This is a genomic window from Bradyrhizobium sp. AUGA SZCCT0182 (assembly GCF_018130185.1).
Taxonomy (GTDB): Bacteria; Pseudomonadota; Alphaproteobacteria; order Rhizobiales; family Xanthobacteraceae; genus Bradyrhizobium.
Window position 1 is genome coordinate 148,621 of sequence record NZ_JAFCLY010000016.1, and the last position, 16,924, is coordinate 165,544.

Annotated in this window: 14 protein-coding genes and 1 pseudogene; 8 read left to right on the forward strand and 7 right to left on the reverse strand. The window is 63.4% G+C overall.

Annotated elements, in window-relative coordinates:
• Positions 1–119: 119 nt before the first annotated feature.
• Genes JQ611_RS18850 through JQ611_RS18880 form a run of 7 tightly spaced genes read left to right on the forward strand, consistent with a single transcriptional unit; the run spans position 120 to position 9,022 of the window.
• The gene (locus JQ611_RS18850) at positions 120–2,270 is read left to right on the forward strand and encodes an indolepyruvate ferredoxin oxidoreductase subunit alpha (protein ID WP_212466236.1); all 2,151 of its coding nucleotides are present in this window, start codon (positions 120–122) and stop codon (positions 2,268–2,270) included.
• Between the two features lie 21 nt (positions 2,271–2,291).
• The gene (locus tag JQ611_RS18855; RefSeq protein ID WP_249133274.1) at positions 2,292–3,833 is read left to right on the forward strand and encodes an indolepyruvate oxidoreductase subunit beta family protein; all 1,542 of its coding nucleotides are present in this window, start codon (positions 2,292–2,294) and stop codon (positions 3,831–3,833) included.
• On the forward strand, positions 3,830–4,804 hold the full coding sequence (locus JQ611_RS41765; RefSeq protein ID WP_212466239.1) for a PDR/VanB family oxidoreductase: 975 nt from the start codon (positions 3,830–3,832) through the stop codon (positions 4,802–4,804). The genes JQ611_RS18855 and JQ611_RS41765 overlap by 4 nt, the downstream gene beginning before the upstream one ends.
• A gap of 17 nt (positions 4,805–4,821) precedes the next feature.
• Positions 4,822–6,135 carry an aromatic ring-hydroxylating dioxygenase subunit alpha gene (locus JQ611_RS18865; protein WP_212263683.1) on the forward strand — a complete coding sequence of 438 codons (1,314 nt, stop codon included), beginning with the start codon at positions 4,822–4,824 and terminating at the stop codon, positions 6,133–6,135.
• An 8-nt stretch (positions 6,136–6,143) separates the two neighbouring features.
• Positions 6,144–6,626 (forward strand): aromatic-ring-hydroxylating dioxygenase subunit beta, encoded by a 483-nt coding sequence (locus JQ611_RS18870; RefSeq protein ID WP_212263682.1) that lies wholly within the window; start codon positions 6,144–6,146, stop codon positions 6,624–6,626.
• A gap of 7 nt (positions 6,627–6,633) precedes the next feature.
• Positions 6,634–8,286 carry an AMP-binding protein gene (locus JQ611_RS18875; protein ID WP_212466240.1) on the forward strand — a complete coding sequence of 551 codons (1,653 nt, stop codon included), beginning with the start codon at positions 6,634–6,636 and terminating at the stop codon, positions 8,284–8,286.
• Between the two features lie 7 nt (positions 8,287–8,293).
• The gene (locus JQ611_RS18880; RefSeq protein WP_212466241.1) at positions 8,294–9,022 is read left to right on the forward strand and encodes an SDR family oxidoreductase; all 729 of its coding nucleotides are present in this window, start codon (positions 8,294–8,296) and stop codon (positions 9,020–9,022) included.
• A gap of 6 nt (positions 9,023–9,028) precedes the next feature.
• Here the strand turns inward: JQ611_RS18880 and JQ611_RS18885 are convergent, their stop codons facing one another.
• The 7 genes and pseudogenes from JQ611_RS18885 to JQ611_RS18910 all read right to left on the reverse strand — a co-directional run bounded on the left by JQ611_RS18885 (position 9,029) and on the right by JQ611_RS18910 (position 15,650).
• Positions 9,029–10,900, reverse strand: a complete 1,872-nt coding sequence (locus tag JQ611_RS18885; RefSeq protein WP_212263679.1) for a bifunctional sugar phosphate isomerase/epimerase/4-hydroxyphenylpyruvate dioxygenase family protein — start codon at positions 10,898–10,900, stop codon at positions 9,029–9,031.
• A 130-nt stretch (positions 10,901–11,030) separates the two neighbouring features.
• Complete coding sequence (locus JQ611_RS18890; RefSeq protein ID WP_312012029.1) at positions 11,031–11,897, reverse strand: Gfo/Idh/MocA family oxidoreductase; 867 nt, start codon at positions 11,895–11,897, stop codon at positions 11,031–11,033.
• A 64-nt stretch (positions 11,898–11,961) separates the two neighbouring features.
• Positions 11,962–12,081, reverse strand: a pseudogene (locus JQ611_RS42505) (Gfo/Idh/MocA family oxidoreductase); the annotation flags it as partial.
• A 3-nt stretch (positions 12,082–12,084) separates the two neighbouring features.
• On the reverse strand, positions 12,085–13,380 hold the full coding sequence (locus JQ611_RS18895) for an FAD-binding oxidoreductase (protein WP_212466242.1): 1,296 nt from the start codon (positions 13,378–13,380) through the stop codon (positions 12,085–12,087).
• A 19-nt stretch (positions 13,381–13,399) separates the two neighbouring features.
• Positions 13,400–14,131: an amino acid ABC transporter ATP-binding protein gene (locus tag JQ611_RS18900; protein WP_212466243.1), complete on the reverse strand. Its 732-nt coding sequence runs from the start codon at positions 14,129–14,131 to the stop codon at positions 13,400–13,402.
• Entirely contained in the window at positions 14,128–14,781 is a 654-nt protein-coding gene (locus JQ611_RS18905; RefSeq protein WP_192734427.1) for an amino acid ABC transporter permease, read from the reverse strand. Before JQ611_RS18905 ends, JQ611_RS18900 begins: the two co-directional genes overlap by 4 nt.
• A 101-nt stretch (positions 14,782–14,882) precedes the next feature.
• A complete protein-coding gene (locus tag JQ611_RS18910) occupies positions 14,883–15,650 on the reverse strand; it encodes an ABC transporter substrate-binding protein (RefSeq protein WP_212263675.1) in 768 nt (255 codons plus the stop codon).
• A 184-nt stretch (positions 15,651–15,834) separates the two neighbouring features.
• On the opposite strand from JQ611_RS18910, the gene JQ611_RS18915 reads away from it, so the two are divergent.
• Positions 15,835–16,434, forward strand: coding sequence for a cupin domain-containing protein (locus tag JQ611_RS18915; protein ID WP_212263674.1), 600 nt, complete (start codon positions 15,835–15,837; stop codon positions 16,432–16,434).
• Positions 16,435–16,924 lie beyond the last annotated feature (490 nt).

Sequence of the window (16,924 nt, forward strand, 5' to 3'; positions counted from 1 at the left end):
GACACTTAAAATATGTCGGCTTAGCATTTTTACCGATCCGACACCGGGCCGTCATTGGCGACGACCCCAGTCGAGATGGCACGGCTCGCCGCCATCGCCCAAGCCGAAGGAAATGCGTCATGGCTGAACGCTCTTTCGCCCGAGAGGTCCAGGACCTCAAACTAGGCAACGGGGATGTCTTCCACGGCGAGGGGATTCTGGCCATCACCAAGGCGCTGCTGCAGTCCGGCGTCGGCTATGTCGGCGGCTATCAGGGCGCGCCGATCTCGCATCTGATGGACGTGCTGGCGGATGCGCAGGACATTCTCGGCGATCTCGGCGTTCACTTCGAAACGTCGGCGTCCGAGGCGGCCGCAGCCGCGATGCTTTCCGCATCCGTGATGTATCCGATCCGCGGCGCCGTCACCTGGAAATCGACCGCCGGCACCAACGTCGCCTCCGATGCGCTGGCTAATCTCGCCTCCGGCGGCGTCACCGGCGGCGCGTTGATCGTGCTCGGCGAAGATTATGGGGAAGGCTCCTCCATCATGCAGGAGCGCAGCCACGCCTTTGCGATGAAATCCCAGATTTGGCTGCTCGATCCCCGCCCCAACCTCGAATCCATCGTGAAAGCGGTGGAGGACGGATTTGAGCTGTCGGAGGCGACCAATACGCCCGTGATGCTCGAAGTGCGCATCCGTTCCTGCCACGTCCATGGCCGCTTTGTCGCCAAGGACAACAAGCGCCCCGAATTCACGCTGGCCCAGGCGCTGGAAAATCCGCGGCGGGATACCAACCGCATCGTGCTGCCGCCGGCCGCCTACCAGCACGAGAAGGAAAAGATCGAACAGCGCTGGCCGGCCGCAATCGCGTTCATCAAGGCGCGCAAGCTCAACGAGGTATTCGAAGGCGACATCGACGACGTAGGTATTATCCTGCAAGGCGGCATGTACAATGGCGTGATCCGCGCGCTGCAGGGCCTTGGCCTGGCGGACGTCTGGGGCAACACCCGCATTCCGCTCTACGTGATGAACGTGACCTACCCCTTGATCGACGACGAGCTGATCGACTTCTGCCAATCGAAGCGCGCGGTGCTGATGGTTGAGGAAGGCCAGCCTGATTACATCGAACAGGCCCTGCACAAGGTGCTGCGAAAGGCTGATGTCTCTACGAAGATCTACGGCAAGGGCGAGTTGCCGATCGGCGGCGAATATACCGCAGCCGTGATGGCGGCGGGGCTTCGCAACTTCCTCACCGCTGCCGCGCCCGGCGCGCTGCCGGATCGGATCCGCGCCCCGAACGACCCATCGATGTCAGCGCACGACAAGGTCAAGGCCTTGGCCGAAGTGGTGCCGGCGCGTCCCGCCGGCTTCTGCACCGGCTGCCCGGAGCGGCCGATCTTCGCCGCGATGAAGCTCGTGGAAAAGGACCTCGGGCCGCATCATGTCGCGGCCGATATCGGCTGCCATTTGTTCTCGATCCTGCCGCCGTTCAACATCGGGGCGACAACGATGGGCTATGGCCTCGGCCCGGCCTCGGCGTCCGCGTTTAACGTGAAGGCAGACAAGCGTTCGATCGCTATCATGGGCGACGGCGGCTTCTGGCACAACGGCCTGACCAGCGGCATCGGCAATGCGGTCTACAACCAGCATGACGGCGTCATCCTGGTGGTCGACAATCATTATTCCGCGGCCACCGGCGGCCAGGACATCCTGTCGTCACGCGCCGACAATAAATCGCGCTCGACCAACCACCCGATCACCGAGGCAGTCAAAGGCATCGGCGCCAAATGGGTCCGCCAGATCGACCACACCTACGACGTCGCCAAGATGCGCGACACGCTGAAGGAAGCGCTTACAAGCACCGACAAGGGACCGAAGATCATCGTCGCCTCGTCCGAATGCATGCTGAACAAGCAGCGCCGGATCAAGCCGCTGTTCAACAAGGCCGTAAAGGGTGGCGAGCGCGTCGTGCGCGAGCGCTTCGGTGTCGATGAGGACGTCTGCACCGGCGACCATGCCTGCATCCGGCTGTCCGGCTGCCCCTCGCTTTCGGTGAAGCACACCGACGATCCCCTGAAGGACGATCCGGTGGCGGCGATCGACAACAGCTGCGTCGGCTGTGGCAATTGCGGTGAGGTGGCGGAGGCCGCCTTACTGTGCCCGTCATTCTACCGCGCGGATATCATCCACAACCCGAACGGATTCGATCAGTTCATGGCGAAACTGCGCGGCGGCATTATCGGTTTCCTGCAGCGACGCCGCGACCGGCGCCGTCTCGCTCTGGTTTGAGGGCATGACCGAATGAACATCATGCTGCAGCCCCCCGCCATCGATCTGACCCGACCGCTTTCGATCGCCGTGCTCGCGATGGGCGGCCAGGGCGGCGGCGTGCTGGTCGACTGGATCGTGGCACTGGCGGAAAGCCAGAACTGGATTGCGCAATCCACCTCAGTGCCCGGTGTCGCCCAGCGCACCGGCGCGACCATCTATTATGTCGAGATGATCCCTGCCCGCGCCGATGCCGCCTACCCGGTGCTGTCGCTGATGCCGGTTCCCGGCGAGGTCGATGTCGTGGTCGGCGCCGAACTGATGGAAGCCGGCCGCGCCATCCAGCGCGGCCTCGTCACGCCAGACAAGACCACGCTGATCGCCTCGTCGCATCGTTCCTTCGCGGTCCAGGAGAAGCTCGTGCCCGGCGACGGCATCAGCGATTCCAGCAAGGTATATGAGGCCGCAGAGGCCACCGCGAAACGTTTTGTCGCCTTCGACATGGCTGTGCTTGCCGACAGCACCGGCAGCGCCATCTCGGCCGTGTTGTTCGGTGCGCTCGCCGGCAGCGGCGCCCTGCCGTTTGGCCGGGAAGCCTATGAAGCGACCATCCGCGCCGCCGGCATCGGCATCGAACCGAGCCTGCGCGCGTTCGCGGCGGGTTTTGAGCGCACCCAGGCGGATGCCGCAACCGCGACGCCGCCCGCGCCGCCCAAGCCTGCTTCAGCCGGCAAGCTGTATCCGGCGCTCGCACCGATCGGCGACTCCGCCTTCGATGCACTCGTCACCGACGCAAGCACGACTTTCCCCACGTCCCTGCACGGCATCATCGCTGCAGGCTTGCGCAAGGTCGTCGATTTTCAGGACGTCGGCTATGGCCGGGAATACCTCGATCTCGTCGCAGGCTTTATGCGCCTGGAACGCGGCAGCGATCCCGCATTGACGCGAGCGGCGGCAAAACATGTCGCCGTGGCCATGGCCTATGACGACGTCATCCGCGTTGCCGACCTCAAGACCCGCGCGAGCCGTTTCGAACGCGTCCGCAGCGAGGTTCTCGCAAAGCCCGATCAACTCGTCTACACCACCGAATTCATGCATCCGCGCATGGAAGAGGTCTTGGGCACGCTTCCCGCGGGCCTTGGCCTGTGGCTCGAAGGCAAGCCTGGCCTGTGCAAGACGCTCGACCGCCTCGTCAATCGCGGGCGGCGCGTGCAGACCGGCACCGTGCGCTGGTTCCTGCCGCTGTATGTGCTGGGTGGCCTGAAGCGCTTTCGCCGCGGCACGTTGCGCCATCAGCGCGAGGTCGCCCATCGCGATGCCTGGCTCGATCTTGCCCGCACGACCGCCGCAAAAGATTACGAGCTTGCCGTCGCCATTCTCGAGGCGCGTCGGCTGGTGAAGGGCTATTCCGACACCCACGCGCGCGGCGCCTCGAAATTCGACAGGGTGATCGCGGTTGCACCGCGTCTTGCCGGTCGCGCTGATGGCGGCCAATGGCTGCGCCGCCTTTGCAAGGCGGCACTCGCCGATGAAGAAGGTAAGGCGCTCGACGGCGCGCTTGCCACGGTTGAAACATTTCTGTGATTGATACGATGGACCAGTTCGACCTCACCGTGACCGATATCCACGCGGAAACCACGTTGATCCGCGCGATCAAGCTCGCCCGTCCGCACGCCGAGCCGCTGCCCTCCTGGGAGGCCGGCGCGCATGTCAAAGTACGCCTGCCCGATGGCAGCGAACGCTCCTACTCGCTGATCAACACCTCGCTCGATCCGGCAGCGACCACGCGCCCGCACGCCTACCGGCTCGGCGTGCGGCTGGAACAGCCGAGCCAGGGCGGCTCCCAATTCATGCATGCGCTCAAGGTCGGCGACGTTCTCTCGCTCGCCGCGCCACGGAATAACTTTCCGCTGGAGCCGGCGTCGAAACCGATCGTGCTTCTTGCCGGCGGCATCGGGGTGACGCCGGTGCTCTCGATGGCAACGACGCTCACCGCCAGCAAGCACCCCTACCGCTTCATCTATGCCGGCCGCTCGCGCGACCAGCTCGCCTTTCTCAGCGAAAGCGAGGCGCTGTGCGGCGAGCATTTGACCGTCCACACCGACGACGCCAACGGCATCTTCGACGTGAAGGGCCTGATGACCTCACTCACCGGCGACGAACCGCTGTACGTCTGCGGACCCAAGCCGATGATCGATACGGCGATCCAGAGCGCCAAGGATCTCGGCTGGGCCGACGGTCGCTTGCGGTTCGAGATTTTTGCCACCGCCGCCCCCCTCGCCGGTGACCAGCCCTTCGAAGTAGTGCTGAACAATTCCGGCAAGACCTTCCTTATTCCGCCCGACAAGACCATTCTCGCCGTGCTGATCGAAGCGGGTGAAGATCCCATGCATGATTGCCAGCGCGGCGATTGCGGCATCTGCCAGGTCAGCGTGATCGAAGGCACGCCGGACCATCGCGACTATATCCTGACCGATACCGAAAAGGCCGATGGCAAGGTCATGCAAATCTGCGTCTCGCGGTCGAAAAGCCCGCGGCTCGTGCTCGATCTTTGATTCCTGAGGAGGTGTTGATGGCCAGATATCGCGGAAATCTCGAAGCAATCAAAGGCCTCGTGCGCGAGACCGAGGTTCATCGCGACGTCTATATCGACGAGGAGGTTTTCCAGCTCGAAATGGAGCATGTCTTCGCCAACACCTGGGCCTATGTCGGCCATGACAGCCAGGTCGCGAAACCGGGCGACTATTACGGCACCACCATCGGCACCCAACCGATCCTGATGGTGCGCCACACCGACAACACCGTGAAGGTGCTGCACAATCGCTGCCCGCACAAGGGCACCCGCATCACCACCGAATCCTGCGGCAACACCGGAAAATTCTTCCGCTGTCCCTATCACGCCTGGAGCTTCAAGACCGACGGTTCGCTGCTCGCGATCCCCCTGAAGAAGGGTTACGAGAACACCGGCGTCGAACAGAGCCATGCCGGGCGCGGCATGAGCCCCGTCAAGCACGTGCACAATTATCGCGGCTTCGTTTTTGCAAAACTCAACGATGTCGGCCCCGGCTTCGAGGAATTTTTCGGCGACAGCCTGTCGAGCTTCGACAACATGGTCGACCGTTCCCCGGCCGGCCGGCTCGAAGTCGCCGGCGGCGTGCTGCGTTACATGCACAATTGCAATTGGAAAATGCTGGTCGAGAACCAGACCGACACCTGCCATCCCATGGTCGCGCATGAATCGTCGGCCGGCACCGCGATCGAGGTGTGGAAGAACGCGCCTCCCGGCGCCAAGAAGCCGATGGCGGTGGAGATCTACGCACCCTTCATGGCGCCCTACGAGTTCTTCGAGAACATGGGCATCCGCGTCTGGCCCAACGGCCACGGTCATACCGGTGTGCATCACTCGATCCATTCCGACTATTCAGCGGTGCCCGGCTATTTCGAGAAAATGACGGCAGCCCATGGAGAGGAACGCGCCAAGGCGATCCTGGGTGAGAACCGCCACAACACGGTGTATTTTCCCAACATCATGATCAAGGGACCGATCCAGCTGGTTCGCGTGTTCAAGCCGATCGCGGCCAACAAGACGCTGGTGGAAAGCTGGACCTTCCGCCTCGTCGATGCACCCGACATGCTGCTGGAACGTACCTTGATGTATAACCGGCTGATCAACGCGCCGACCTCCGTCGTCGGCCATGACGACCTCGAAATGTACGAGCGCGCGCAGGAAGGCCTGCATGTCGACGCCAATCAATGGGTCAATCTGCAGCGGCTCTACGACCCTTCCGAAATACCGGACACGACGGCCGTCACCAACGGCACCACCGAATGGCAGATGCGGAACCAGTTCCGCGCCTGGTCGAAATTCATGACGATGTCGATGTGAGTGCTGCCATGACCGCGCCCACCGACCAGCAATTGATAGATTTCGTCATTCGCGAAACCCGCTTGATCGACCAGCACCGTTTCGAGGAATGGCTCGACCTGTTCGCCGAGGACGGTTTTTACTGGATGCCGCTTGAATGGGGCCAGACCGATCCGCGGCTGACGACGTCGCTGATGTACGAGGACAAGCTGCTGCTCAAGATCCGCGTCGAGCGCCTCAAGGGAAATCGCACCTTCTCGCAGAAGCCCAAGAGCCGCTGTCATCATGTGCTGCAAACGCCGCAGGTCGACAGCCGCAACGAAGCATTGAACGAGTACGTCACCTGGACGCCGATGCATTATGTCGAGACCCGCCTCGATCAGCAGGACCTCTACGCCGCCTGGGCCACGCACACCTTGGCCGTGGTGGACGGCGCGCTCAAGATCAAGCTGAAGCGGGTCGACATCGTCAATTGCGATGCCGCCTTCGGCAACATCCAACTGTTCATGTGAGACGGTGATGCAGCTTCCGATCGAGGCTCCGGCAACCGTCTTCGAGGCTTTCGCGCGCGCCGCGGCGAGCCACGGCGACAAGCCATTTCTCGCCGTGCTGCCCGAAACGGCGCAGGCCTATAGCATCGCGGCCGGCGAGATCGGCTATGGCGAGGCGCTCGCGCGGATGGCGGCGTTGACCGACGCCTATCGCGCCAAGGGCTACGGAAGCGGCCATCGGGTCGGCATCCTCATGGAGAATCGCCCGGGCTTCTTCCTGCATTGGTTTGCGCTCAATGCGCTCGGCGTGTCGCTGGTACCCATCAATCCGGACATGCGCGCAGCGGAACTCGAATATCTGATCGGCCATTCCGAGGTCGTCGCGGCGGTCGTGATCCCTTCGCGTCAGGACGATGTCGCGGCCGCGGCCAAGGCGATCGGGCGCGACATTCCCGTCGTCGGGCCGGATGACGAACCGGCGGCGATCCACGCCTCAGCGCCGCAGCCGGGCACACCCGATCGCGACAGCGAATGCGCCCTGCTCTACACGTCCGGCACCACCGGCCGGCCGAAGGGCTGCGTGCTGCCGAACGAATATTTTCTTTACGCCGGCCACTGGTACGCCACGGTCGGCGGCTTGATCGCGCTGAACCATGGCTCCGAGCGGATGCTGACGCCATTGCCGGTATTCCATATGAATGCGATGGCCTATTCCGCAATGGCGATGGTGACCACCGGTGGCTGCCTGATTGTGCTCGACCGTTTCCACCCCAAGAGCTGGTGGGCCAGCGTCAAGGAAAGCCGTGCCACCATCGTGCATTATCTCGGCGTGATGCCGCCGATGCTGATGGGCGCCCCCGAAAGCGCCGACGACAAGCGCCATGACGTCCGCTTCGGTTTTGGCGCCGGTGTCGACAAGGCGCTGCACGATCCGTTCGAGGCGCGGTTCGGCTTTCCGCTGGTCGAGGCATGGGCGATGACCGAGACCGGTGCCGGCGCCGTGGTCGTCGCCTCCCAGGAACCGCGCCACACCGGCACGAGCTGCTTCGGCCGCCTCGGATCCGAACTCGAGGCTCGCATCCTTACCGATACTGGCGCAGACGCCGGTGTCGACGAGCCCGGTGAACTGCTGGTTCGTCATGCCGGCGCAGCGCCGCGCTACGGCTTCTTCCGCGAATATCTCAAGGACGCGGAAGCCACCGCGGAGGCCTGGGATGGCGGCTGGTTTCACACCGGCGACGTGGTGCGGCGCGGTCCGGATGGGTCGTTTCATTTCGTCGACCGCAAGAAGAACGTGATCCGCCGCTCCGGCGAAAATATCTCGGCGGTCGAGGTTGAGAGCGTGCTGATGCAGCACCCGGCCGTGAGGCAGGTTGCGGTGGCGCCTGCCCCGGACCCGGTGCGCGGCGACGAGGTCTTCGCCTGCGTGGTGAGCGAGGGAGCCTCCCCGGACGCCGCGGCACGCAAGCAGATCGCGGCCGATCTCGTCGCCTGGAGCCTGAGCCGCCTCGCCTATTACAAGGCGCCCGGCTATGTCGCGTTCGTGTCGGCGCTGCCGCTGACCTCGACGCAGAAAATCCAGCGCGGTGCGCTCAAGGAACTGGTTGCTGCGACGATCGGTTCTGATCAGTGCGTCGATACAAGGTCGCTGAAGAAGCGGCCGGTGCAGAAGGCCGGATGAGGGAATCATGAGCGAGCGCAACGTTGCCATCGTCACGGGCGCCAGCGGCGGCATCGGCCGGGCCATCGCCGAGGCGATGCTGGCCGCCGGACACCAAGTCATCTCGCTCGACCGGCGCCTGCCGGACTGGACGCACGCCAACCTCGAGCCGGTTCTGGTGGATCTGTTCGATCCGAAGGCGACGGCGGATGCGGCCCGGGATGTAGCCGCACGGCATGAAGTTTCACACATCGTCCACAATGCCGGGATCATCCGGCCCAATCTGATCGAACAGGTGACGCCAGACGACATCGCAGCGCTCAGCCAGCTCCATCTCGGCGCGGCCTTGACGCTGGTCCAGGCCGCGCTGCCCGGCATGAAGCAACGGCATTTCGGACGCATCGTCCTGATCGCCTCGCGCGCCGCGCTTGGCGCCGCCACCCGCACCGCCTATTCGGCAACGAAATCCGGCATGCTCGGCATGGCGCGGACCTGGGCGCTGGAGACGGCCGCCCATGGCATCACGGTCAATGTGGTGGCCCCTGGACCGGTCGAGACCGACATGTTCCACGAGGTCATTCCGCAGGGCAGCCCGAAGGTCGATCAACTCGCCCGCTCGATCCCGGTCGGCCGCATCGGCCGGCCGAACGATGTGGCGCGCGCCGTGATGTTCTTCTCGAGCCGCGATGCCGATTTCATCACCGGCCAGGCGCTCTATGTTTGCGGCGGCGCGAGTATCGGATCGATCGCGCTCTAGATTTTTTCACGCGCGGGGAATGGTCAAGGGCCGCGACTCCCGCGTCTGCGCCGCGAGGCGAACCGCGGCATTGGCGGCGCCAAATCCCTGGTAATCCCGCCGCTGGACGATCTCGAAGAAGAAGCGGTCATCGAAGGTGTGGGTGTAGACCTGGAAGAATTCGCCGTCGCCTTCGCGATCGTACAGAATCTGATTGTCGCGCAGGGCTGTCATGGTCGCGGCATCGAGATCGTATTTGGCTTCGATATCGTCATAATAATTGTCCGGAATCTTCAGGAAATCCGCACCGCGCGAGCGCATGTCCGCGACAGCTGTGAAAATATCGCTGCATGAAAATGCAATGTGCTGAACCCCGGAGCCGAAGAATTCGTTAATGAATCGGGCCGATAGCGTCCGCGTCGCCGACGAGCCGTTCAGGATCACGCGCAAGCCCTGATTGCCGTTGATCAGCGCCTGGCTCTGCACCAGCCCGACCGGATCGGCGATCTCCATCTGCGGCAGGCGCTGCAGATCGAGTATGCCGGTGTAGAACAACAGCCAGGACAGCATCTCGTCATAAGGCATCGACTGCGAGATATGGTCGACCACCTCGAGACGGTCGGTCGCGGCATCGCTGCGCAACGCTTCGAAATCGGTGTCCCAGTTCTTGCCCGCCGCCTCCAGAAAATACAGCAGGCTGCCGCCGACGCCCCGGATCGCGGGGATCTCGAGCTCACCGGGCCCAACCGGCTGATAGAAGGTGTGGGCCTTCAGCGCTTCCGCGCGGGCCATGGTTTTCCCGGCGTCGTCGATGTCGATCGCGATGGCGCAGACGCCCGGGCCGTGCGTGACGTAGTGCGAATGAGCAAAGCCGTCCGGTTCGCAATTGATGACCAGCTCGATATGGCCCTGCGACCAGCGTTCGACATCCTTGCTGCGGTGGGAACCGGTCTTACGAAAGCCGAGTTGGCCCAACAGCGCCGACAGGTTCCTCGCTTTGGTTTCATCGACGGCGAATTCGACGAAGCCGACGCCGCGGCTCTGCGCTTTGGGCTGCAGCCTGTTCGTCGATGCCCTGGACGAACTCTTGGCGAGTTCATCCTCCAGCAAGATCAGCGAACGCAGCCCGTCGGTCGCGGTGCGGACCGGCGAGCCGGAGCGAAACTGATCGTTGAATATTTCCAGCGACAGCGGGCCGCTGTATCCGGTCGCGGCCACAGCGTCCATGAAGGCCCCCACCGGCAGGTCGCCCTGCCCCGGGAAGCAACGGAAGTGCCGGCTCCAGGACAATACGTCGAGACCAAGCTTCGGCGCGTCGGCAAGCTGAACCAGGAAGATCCTGTCCGCCGGAATCGACTGGATCGCGCTGACCGGAAATCCCGGCGCCAGCGCGTGAAAACTGTCTAGAATGACCCCGATCGATTTGTGATCGGCGCGGCGCACGATTTCCCAGGCGTCGCGATAGTCATTGACGTGACGCCCCCAGGCCAGCGCCTCGAAACCGACGCGCAGGCCGTGCGAAGCCGCGAGTTCGCCAAGCGCACGGAAATCCGCAGCGGCGCGGTCGATGCCTCCAAGGGACGCCGGTGAAACATTGCTGCAGATCAGCAGCAAGTCGGTCCCCAATTCCTGCATCAGATCGAACTTGTGTGCGGCGCGTGCAAAATTGCGGGCGCGCTGCGGTTCGGGCATGCCCTCGAAATCGCGAAACGGCTGGAACGCGCAAATTGAAAGGCCGAGGTCGCGGCAGAGCTGCCCGACGTCGCGGGGGCTGCCGTTGAACGTCAACAGGTCGTTCTCGAAAATCTCGACGGCATCGAAGCCGGCGCCGGCGATGGCGCGCAGCTTTTCGTCGAGCGAGCCGCTCAGCGAAACCGTGGCGATCGAGCGTTTGGTCATGCAATTAGCTCCGGAAGGTCCCAGGCGCGTCCCGAGGGCCGCACGATAGAGCTAAAGCATCTTCTTTTTCAACCATTTGGACCAATTGTTATCTCTGGTCTCCAATAACTTTCACTGATTCTCAGCGGACCTATGGCGAAAGCGCCGCATACCGGTCCCGCAAGTCGATGCGCCGCCCGGCGGTGGCCGCCTCGGCGATCGCAAGGGTTGCGAGCAAGGACCGCGCGCCGTCCTCGACCGGCTGCAACGAGGAAGCGGTGCCGCGGATAATGTCGCGGAAATGATCGAGCTGCGCGACATAGGGATCGATCGTTGGCGCGTGGAGGCGCTGGGCCTGGATCGGCTTGTTCCAGTCCTGCGCGTCGCCCGCCTGCGTCCATTGCACTAGTTCGGGAAACTCGATCGCACCGCGACGGCCCATGAAGCGGTAGCTGCTTTCGCCGCTGAACGGGAATTCCGGCGCCTCACCCAGACCCTGCTCCGTCGTCCAGGGGGAGACGGCGCTGTCGCTGATGAAAAAGGTGCCGAGCGCGCCATTGTCGAATTCGATCAGTGCGGCGGCGCTATCCTCGACCGCAAAGCCGCGCTGGCGATTCGACGCGATGGCTTCGACGGCGACGATTTCGCCGACGGTGTAGCGCAGGAAATCGATCTCGTGGATCAGGTTGATCAGGATCGGGCCGCCGCCAGCCTCACTCCGCCACGGCGCGATCTTGAAGTAATGCGCCGGCTTATGCGTCGCCCAGATCGCCGATACACCGACGATATCCCCGATCCGGCCATCCCGCAGCAGCGCTTGCAGCGTCTTGACCGGCAAATGATGGCGGCGGTGATGTCCGACCAGCGATTTGACACCGCCCTTTCGCACTTCCGTGATCAAGGTGGCCGCCGTCTCGAGCGTATCGGTGACCGGCTTCTCGATCAGGATATGAATGCCCCGCCGGGCGCATTCGATGCCGTTCTCCGCATGAAGCTGGTTGGGGGAAGCGATGATCACGGGCTTCGTCAAGCAACTGACGGTAATCGGCGAAAACGCGCGTCCTGGGGTGCTCGGCGGAGACCGCATCGGCATTCACGTCCGCGATGCCGACGAGCTCGTAGTCGTGCCGCTCGGCGATTTTGCGCAGATGTTTGCGCCCGATCAGCCCGGCGCCGATCACGCCGATCGTGATGTTCTTCATGTCCTAAAGCCCAAGGCGATCGCGGATCCGGCCCGTCATCACCACACTCTTGACCGCCACCGGCCACAATGCGTGAAAACGAATGGGTTTCAAGCCCGTGATCGGCATGTCGATCTCGGCCTTCTCGCCCCCGATCAACCGTTTCGCGAGTTGTTGCCCCATGGCGGTTGCGAGCGCGACGCCGCGGCCATTGCAGCCGAGATAGGCCAGCGCGCCCGCGCCGGGTTCGTGCACATGCGGGTAGTGATCCGGCGTCATGGCGAGCCGGCTGTTCCAGCCGTGCGTCCAGCGCGCGCCGCGGATTCCAGGCCAAAGCCGTTCCGCGTAACGCATGAGGTACGAGACCGGCGCTGGATCCTTGATCCATTGCATCGGACCGCGGCCCCCCATCAGCAGGCGGTTCGACGCATCGATGCGATAATAAACGGTGATATGGCCGCTTTCGTACAGCACCGACCGCGTCGGCATGATTTTTCGCGCGACCTCGTCGGGCAAAGGCTCAGTCGCGGCGATCGAGCTGAACACCGGCACGATGGTGCGGCGCAGGTCGGGCCAGAGATCATCGGTAAAGCCGTTGGTGGCGATCAGGACCTTTTCGGCCCGGACCACCGCGCGCGGGGTTTCAATGCGCCATCGTCCGCCTTCGCGCCGCAGCGAGGTCGCCGGGGTCTCGCCGTGAACGGCAGCACCGGCAGCCATCGCCGCCCGCGCAAGACCGCGCGCGTAGCTCAGCGGCTGCACGTCGCCGCCACGCGCGTCCCGCATCGCCAGCAGATATCGGTCCGTCCCGGTCGCTTCGCGGACGGCGTCGCGGCCGAGTACCGTGACCGGCATGCCGCGCCGGATGCACTGCTCGGCTGATATTTCGACCCCCGCGGTGCTGGACGGATGATAGGCCGCGCGCAGCGTGCCGTTCTGCCTTGCCTCGCATTCAATCCCGAGGCGGCGGATCAAGTCGAGCGTGAATACCGGCGTGTTGTAGCTGAACGCAACCATGCGCCGGCCGAGATCCGCGCCGAACGTCGCCTCGATCGTATCGGGGTCGAGCTTCAGTCCCGGATTGAGCTGGCCGCCATTGTTGCCCGATGCGCCCCAGCCGGGCTGCTGGGCTTCGAGCACGATCGCGTCGGTTCCCGCTTCAGCAAGATGCAGCGCGGTCGACAATCCGGCAAAGCCGCCACCGATGATCGCCACCGACACGATCTTGTCGACATCGAGCGGCGGCGCCGCGACCGGCGCAACGGCGGTGTCCGCATAGAGGCTCGGCGGCAGGGCAAGGGGATGGTGGGTCACGTTCATCAGGTCCGGCAGCTTCAATTCAGAGGGGATGCAGCACGCGGTGCAGGAAATCCTGGGTCCGCGCGTGCTGCGGCGCGTTAAGCACGGACTTCGCCGCCCCCTGCTCGACGATGACGCCGCCGTCGATGAAAAGCACGCGATCGGCGACATCCCGGGCAAAGCCCATCTCATGGGTGACCACGACCATGGTCATGCCGTCATCGGCGAGCTTGCGCATGACGCCGAGCACCTCGCCGACCAATTCAGGGTCGAGCGCGGAGGTCGGCTCGTCGAACAGGATCGCCTTAGGCTGCATCGCCAGCGCGCGCGCAATGGCGACGCGCTGCTGCTGGCCGCCGGAAAGCTGCCCCGGATGGGCGTCGGCCTTCTCGGCAAGGCCGACCTGCGCCAGCAGCGCGCGGCCGCGCTCAAGCGCCTCGGCCGGCGGTTCCTTTTTCACATAGATCGGTCCTTCGACGACGTTCTCCAGCGCGGTCCGATGCGGAAACAGGTTGAAGCGCTGGAACACCATCGACACCTGGGTTCGGATCGCCACGATCGATGGCGCCTTGTTATCGACCTTGGTGCCTTCCACCAGAATGTCGCCGGAATCGTAGCTTTCCAGGCCGTTGATGCAGCGCAGGATGGTCGACTTGCCGGAGCCTGACGGGCCGATAATGCAGACCACCTCGCTCTTCTCAACCGAAGCGGTAATGCCCTTGAGTACCTCGTTGGAACCAAAGCTCTTATGGACGTTGCTGAGCTCGATCATTTGCGCTTCGCCTTGTTCTCGAAATGGCGAACCAGCAGGATCAGCGGGATGCTCATGGTCAGGTACATCAGCGCGACCAGCGTGAACACGCTGGTGTTCTTGAAGGTCGAGGATGCGATCAATTTGCCCTGCAACGCCAGTTCGGCGACCGTGATGGTGGAGGCCTGCGAGGAATCCTTCAGCATCATGATCATGACGTTGCCATAGGGCGGCAGCACGATCCGGACCGCCTGCGGCAGCACCACGCGGCGCATGGTCAGCCACCAGCCCATCCCGATGGTCTGCGCCGCCTCGATCTGCCCCTTGTCGATCGCTTCGATGCCGGCCCGGAAATTCTCGGCCTGGTAGGCCGAATAGGCAATGCCGAGCCCGATGATCGAGGCCTGCAGCGCCGTCAGCGCGACGCCGAAATCGGGCATCACGAAATAGAGGTAGAACAGCAGCACGATGATCGGGATGCCGCGGATCACGTTGATCAGGCCGGCGCTCAGGCCAGTCAGGACCCGAATGCCGGAGACCCGCATCAGGGCCCATAGCAGGCCCAGAACGGTCGACAGCAGCAGCGAGCCGATGGTGACGACGACCGTCAGCCAGACGCCCTGCAGCAGGATCGGCATGAACTCGACGGCATCGCGCAGGAAATTTTGCATCAGTTCATCACGCGTTGCCGGCTTTATTTTTTGACGCGTTTTCTTTGCGCGAACCGGTATCCACTTCGCTCGAAAACGCTATGCCGCATCAAGGGGCCTGATCAGGAAGCTTTGGGTTTCAGACCCCATTTGTCGAGAATCTTGTCGAGGGCGCCATTGGCCTTGAGCTTGGCGAGCGAGGCGTTGATCTTGCCGAGCAGTTCCTGGTCGGTCTTGCGGACCCCGATCGAGACCGTGCCCACCGTGACCGGCTTGTAGGAATCCACCAGCCGGACTTCGCCAAACGCGCCCTGCTTCAAGTTGTAGGCGAGGATCGGGAAGTCGGCGAAGCCGGCCTTGAGACGGCCCGCATTCACATCACGCAGAATATCCGGAATGGTGTCGTAGACCTTGACCTCGCTGAACAATCCCGTCTTCTTCAACGCATCGACGAAGGCCGTTCCGACCTGGGCGCCGACCACCTCGCCCTTCAGATCTTCCTGCGAGGCATAGTTCTTGGCGTCGGCCTTCGGCACCACGAGGCCCTCGCCATAGGTGTAGACGGCCTCCGAGAAATCGATCACTTCCTTGCGCGCGGCGGTGGCGAACATCGCCGCCGAGATGATGTCGATCTTGTTCGACGTCAGCGACGGCACCAGCGCGGAGAATTGCATCGGTTCGATCTGGACCTGGAAGCCGGCGTCCTTGCCGATCTCCGTAATCAGATCGACCATCACGCCCTGAATGCTGTTGGTCTTGGTTTCGAGGAAGGTGAAGGGCACGCCGGTCGGGGTCGACCCGACCTTGAGCACCTGCTGCGCCGATGAAGGCGTGGCGGCGGCAAGGACGAGCGCCGCGGCCGCGGCCTGAACGAGACGTTTGAAAAGCATCGTACCCCTCAACTGTTTGGGCACCGGGCGGCGAATTTGCCTCATCGTCAACAAGCCAGTTGCAGGTTTCGCCGTCCAAGCCTATTTTCACAACCATGAAATTATGGACACATTGCCCGGAATTGCGCAAGCGGGATTTTCATACACATGAAGGACGCGGTTTGACGTGAGCGGCGGCAAGCGCATGAGCAAGAAGGCCGTCAAGGCCGAACCGGCGGTGGACGTCGCGGTCGGGCAGCGCCTCCGCGACCTGCGGCGAAGCCGCAAGCTGTCGCTTGAAACGATTGCCGCCCGCACCGATCTGTCGATCGGCTTTCTCAGCCAGATCGAACGCGGCCTGTCCTCGCCTTCGCTGCGGGTGTTGGCGACCATCGCCGACGTGCTGGGCGTCGGCATCGCCGGCCTGTTCGGCGCCAAGGAAGCGGCCGGAAGCGGCTCGGAAGCCATCGTCACCCGCGAACCGCAGCGCGCCGAGTTGAATTTGTGGCGCACCGGCATATCCAAGCAGTTGCTCAGCCCGTCGGGTTCTGAAGGCCGTCTCAATCTGTTTCTGGTCCACATGGAGCCCGCCGGCAGCACCGGTGACGAATTGTATACGCATGACGGCGAGGAAGCCGGTCTCGTGCTCGAAGGCGAAATGAAACTCACGGTCGACGCCGAAAGCTGGACGCTCAAGACCGGCGACAGTTTCCGTTTCGCCAGCCGCCGCCCGCACCGTTTCAGCAATCCGTCTGACAAGGCCAAGGCGGTGGTGCTGTGGGTGAATTGCGTTTCGGCGCAGTAGCTGTCGTCCCGGCGGAGGCCGATGCGCAATTGCGCATCGGGGGACCCATACCGCGTGATCTCTCAATAGAGGCTCGGTAGCAGAGACCGTTCGCAAAACTACTCCCTGGGGTTATGGGTCCCGGCCTTCGCCGGGACGACAAGGATACAGTTTCGCATTCTCGCGACGCACTGCGCCCGAGCTTTGCCAGAAACTCCTTGCCCCCGAAATGAGAGGGCGCAGGGAAGACCGGGTGCGCGCTGCACCCGCGGTCCCGTGTGCGGTTAGCACTAAGTAGGCTGCACACGAGCATACAGGGCAGCGGAGAACACCCGGCCTTCCCTGCGCAATGGCTTTACGGCTTATGCCGTGCTCTCCCCGGAGACGAGTTCTTGGTTGACTCCGTCGCTGCCGTTCCCGCTTGCGCTTCTCCAACAGCTTGACGCCTGCAACGGGCGCCAGGACCACACGGTTTTGCCGTACGCTTATCCACGCCGTCGTCGAGGCGTAA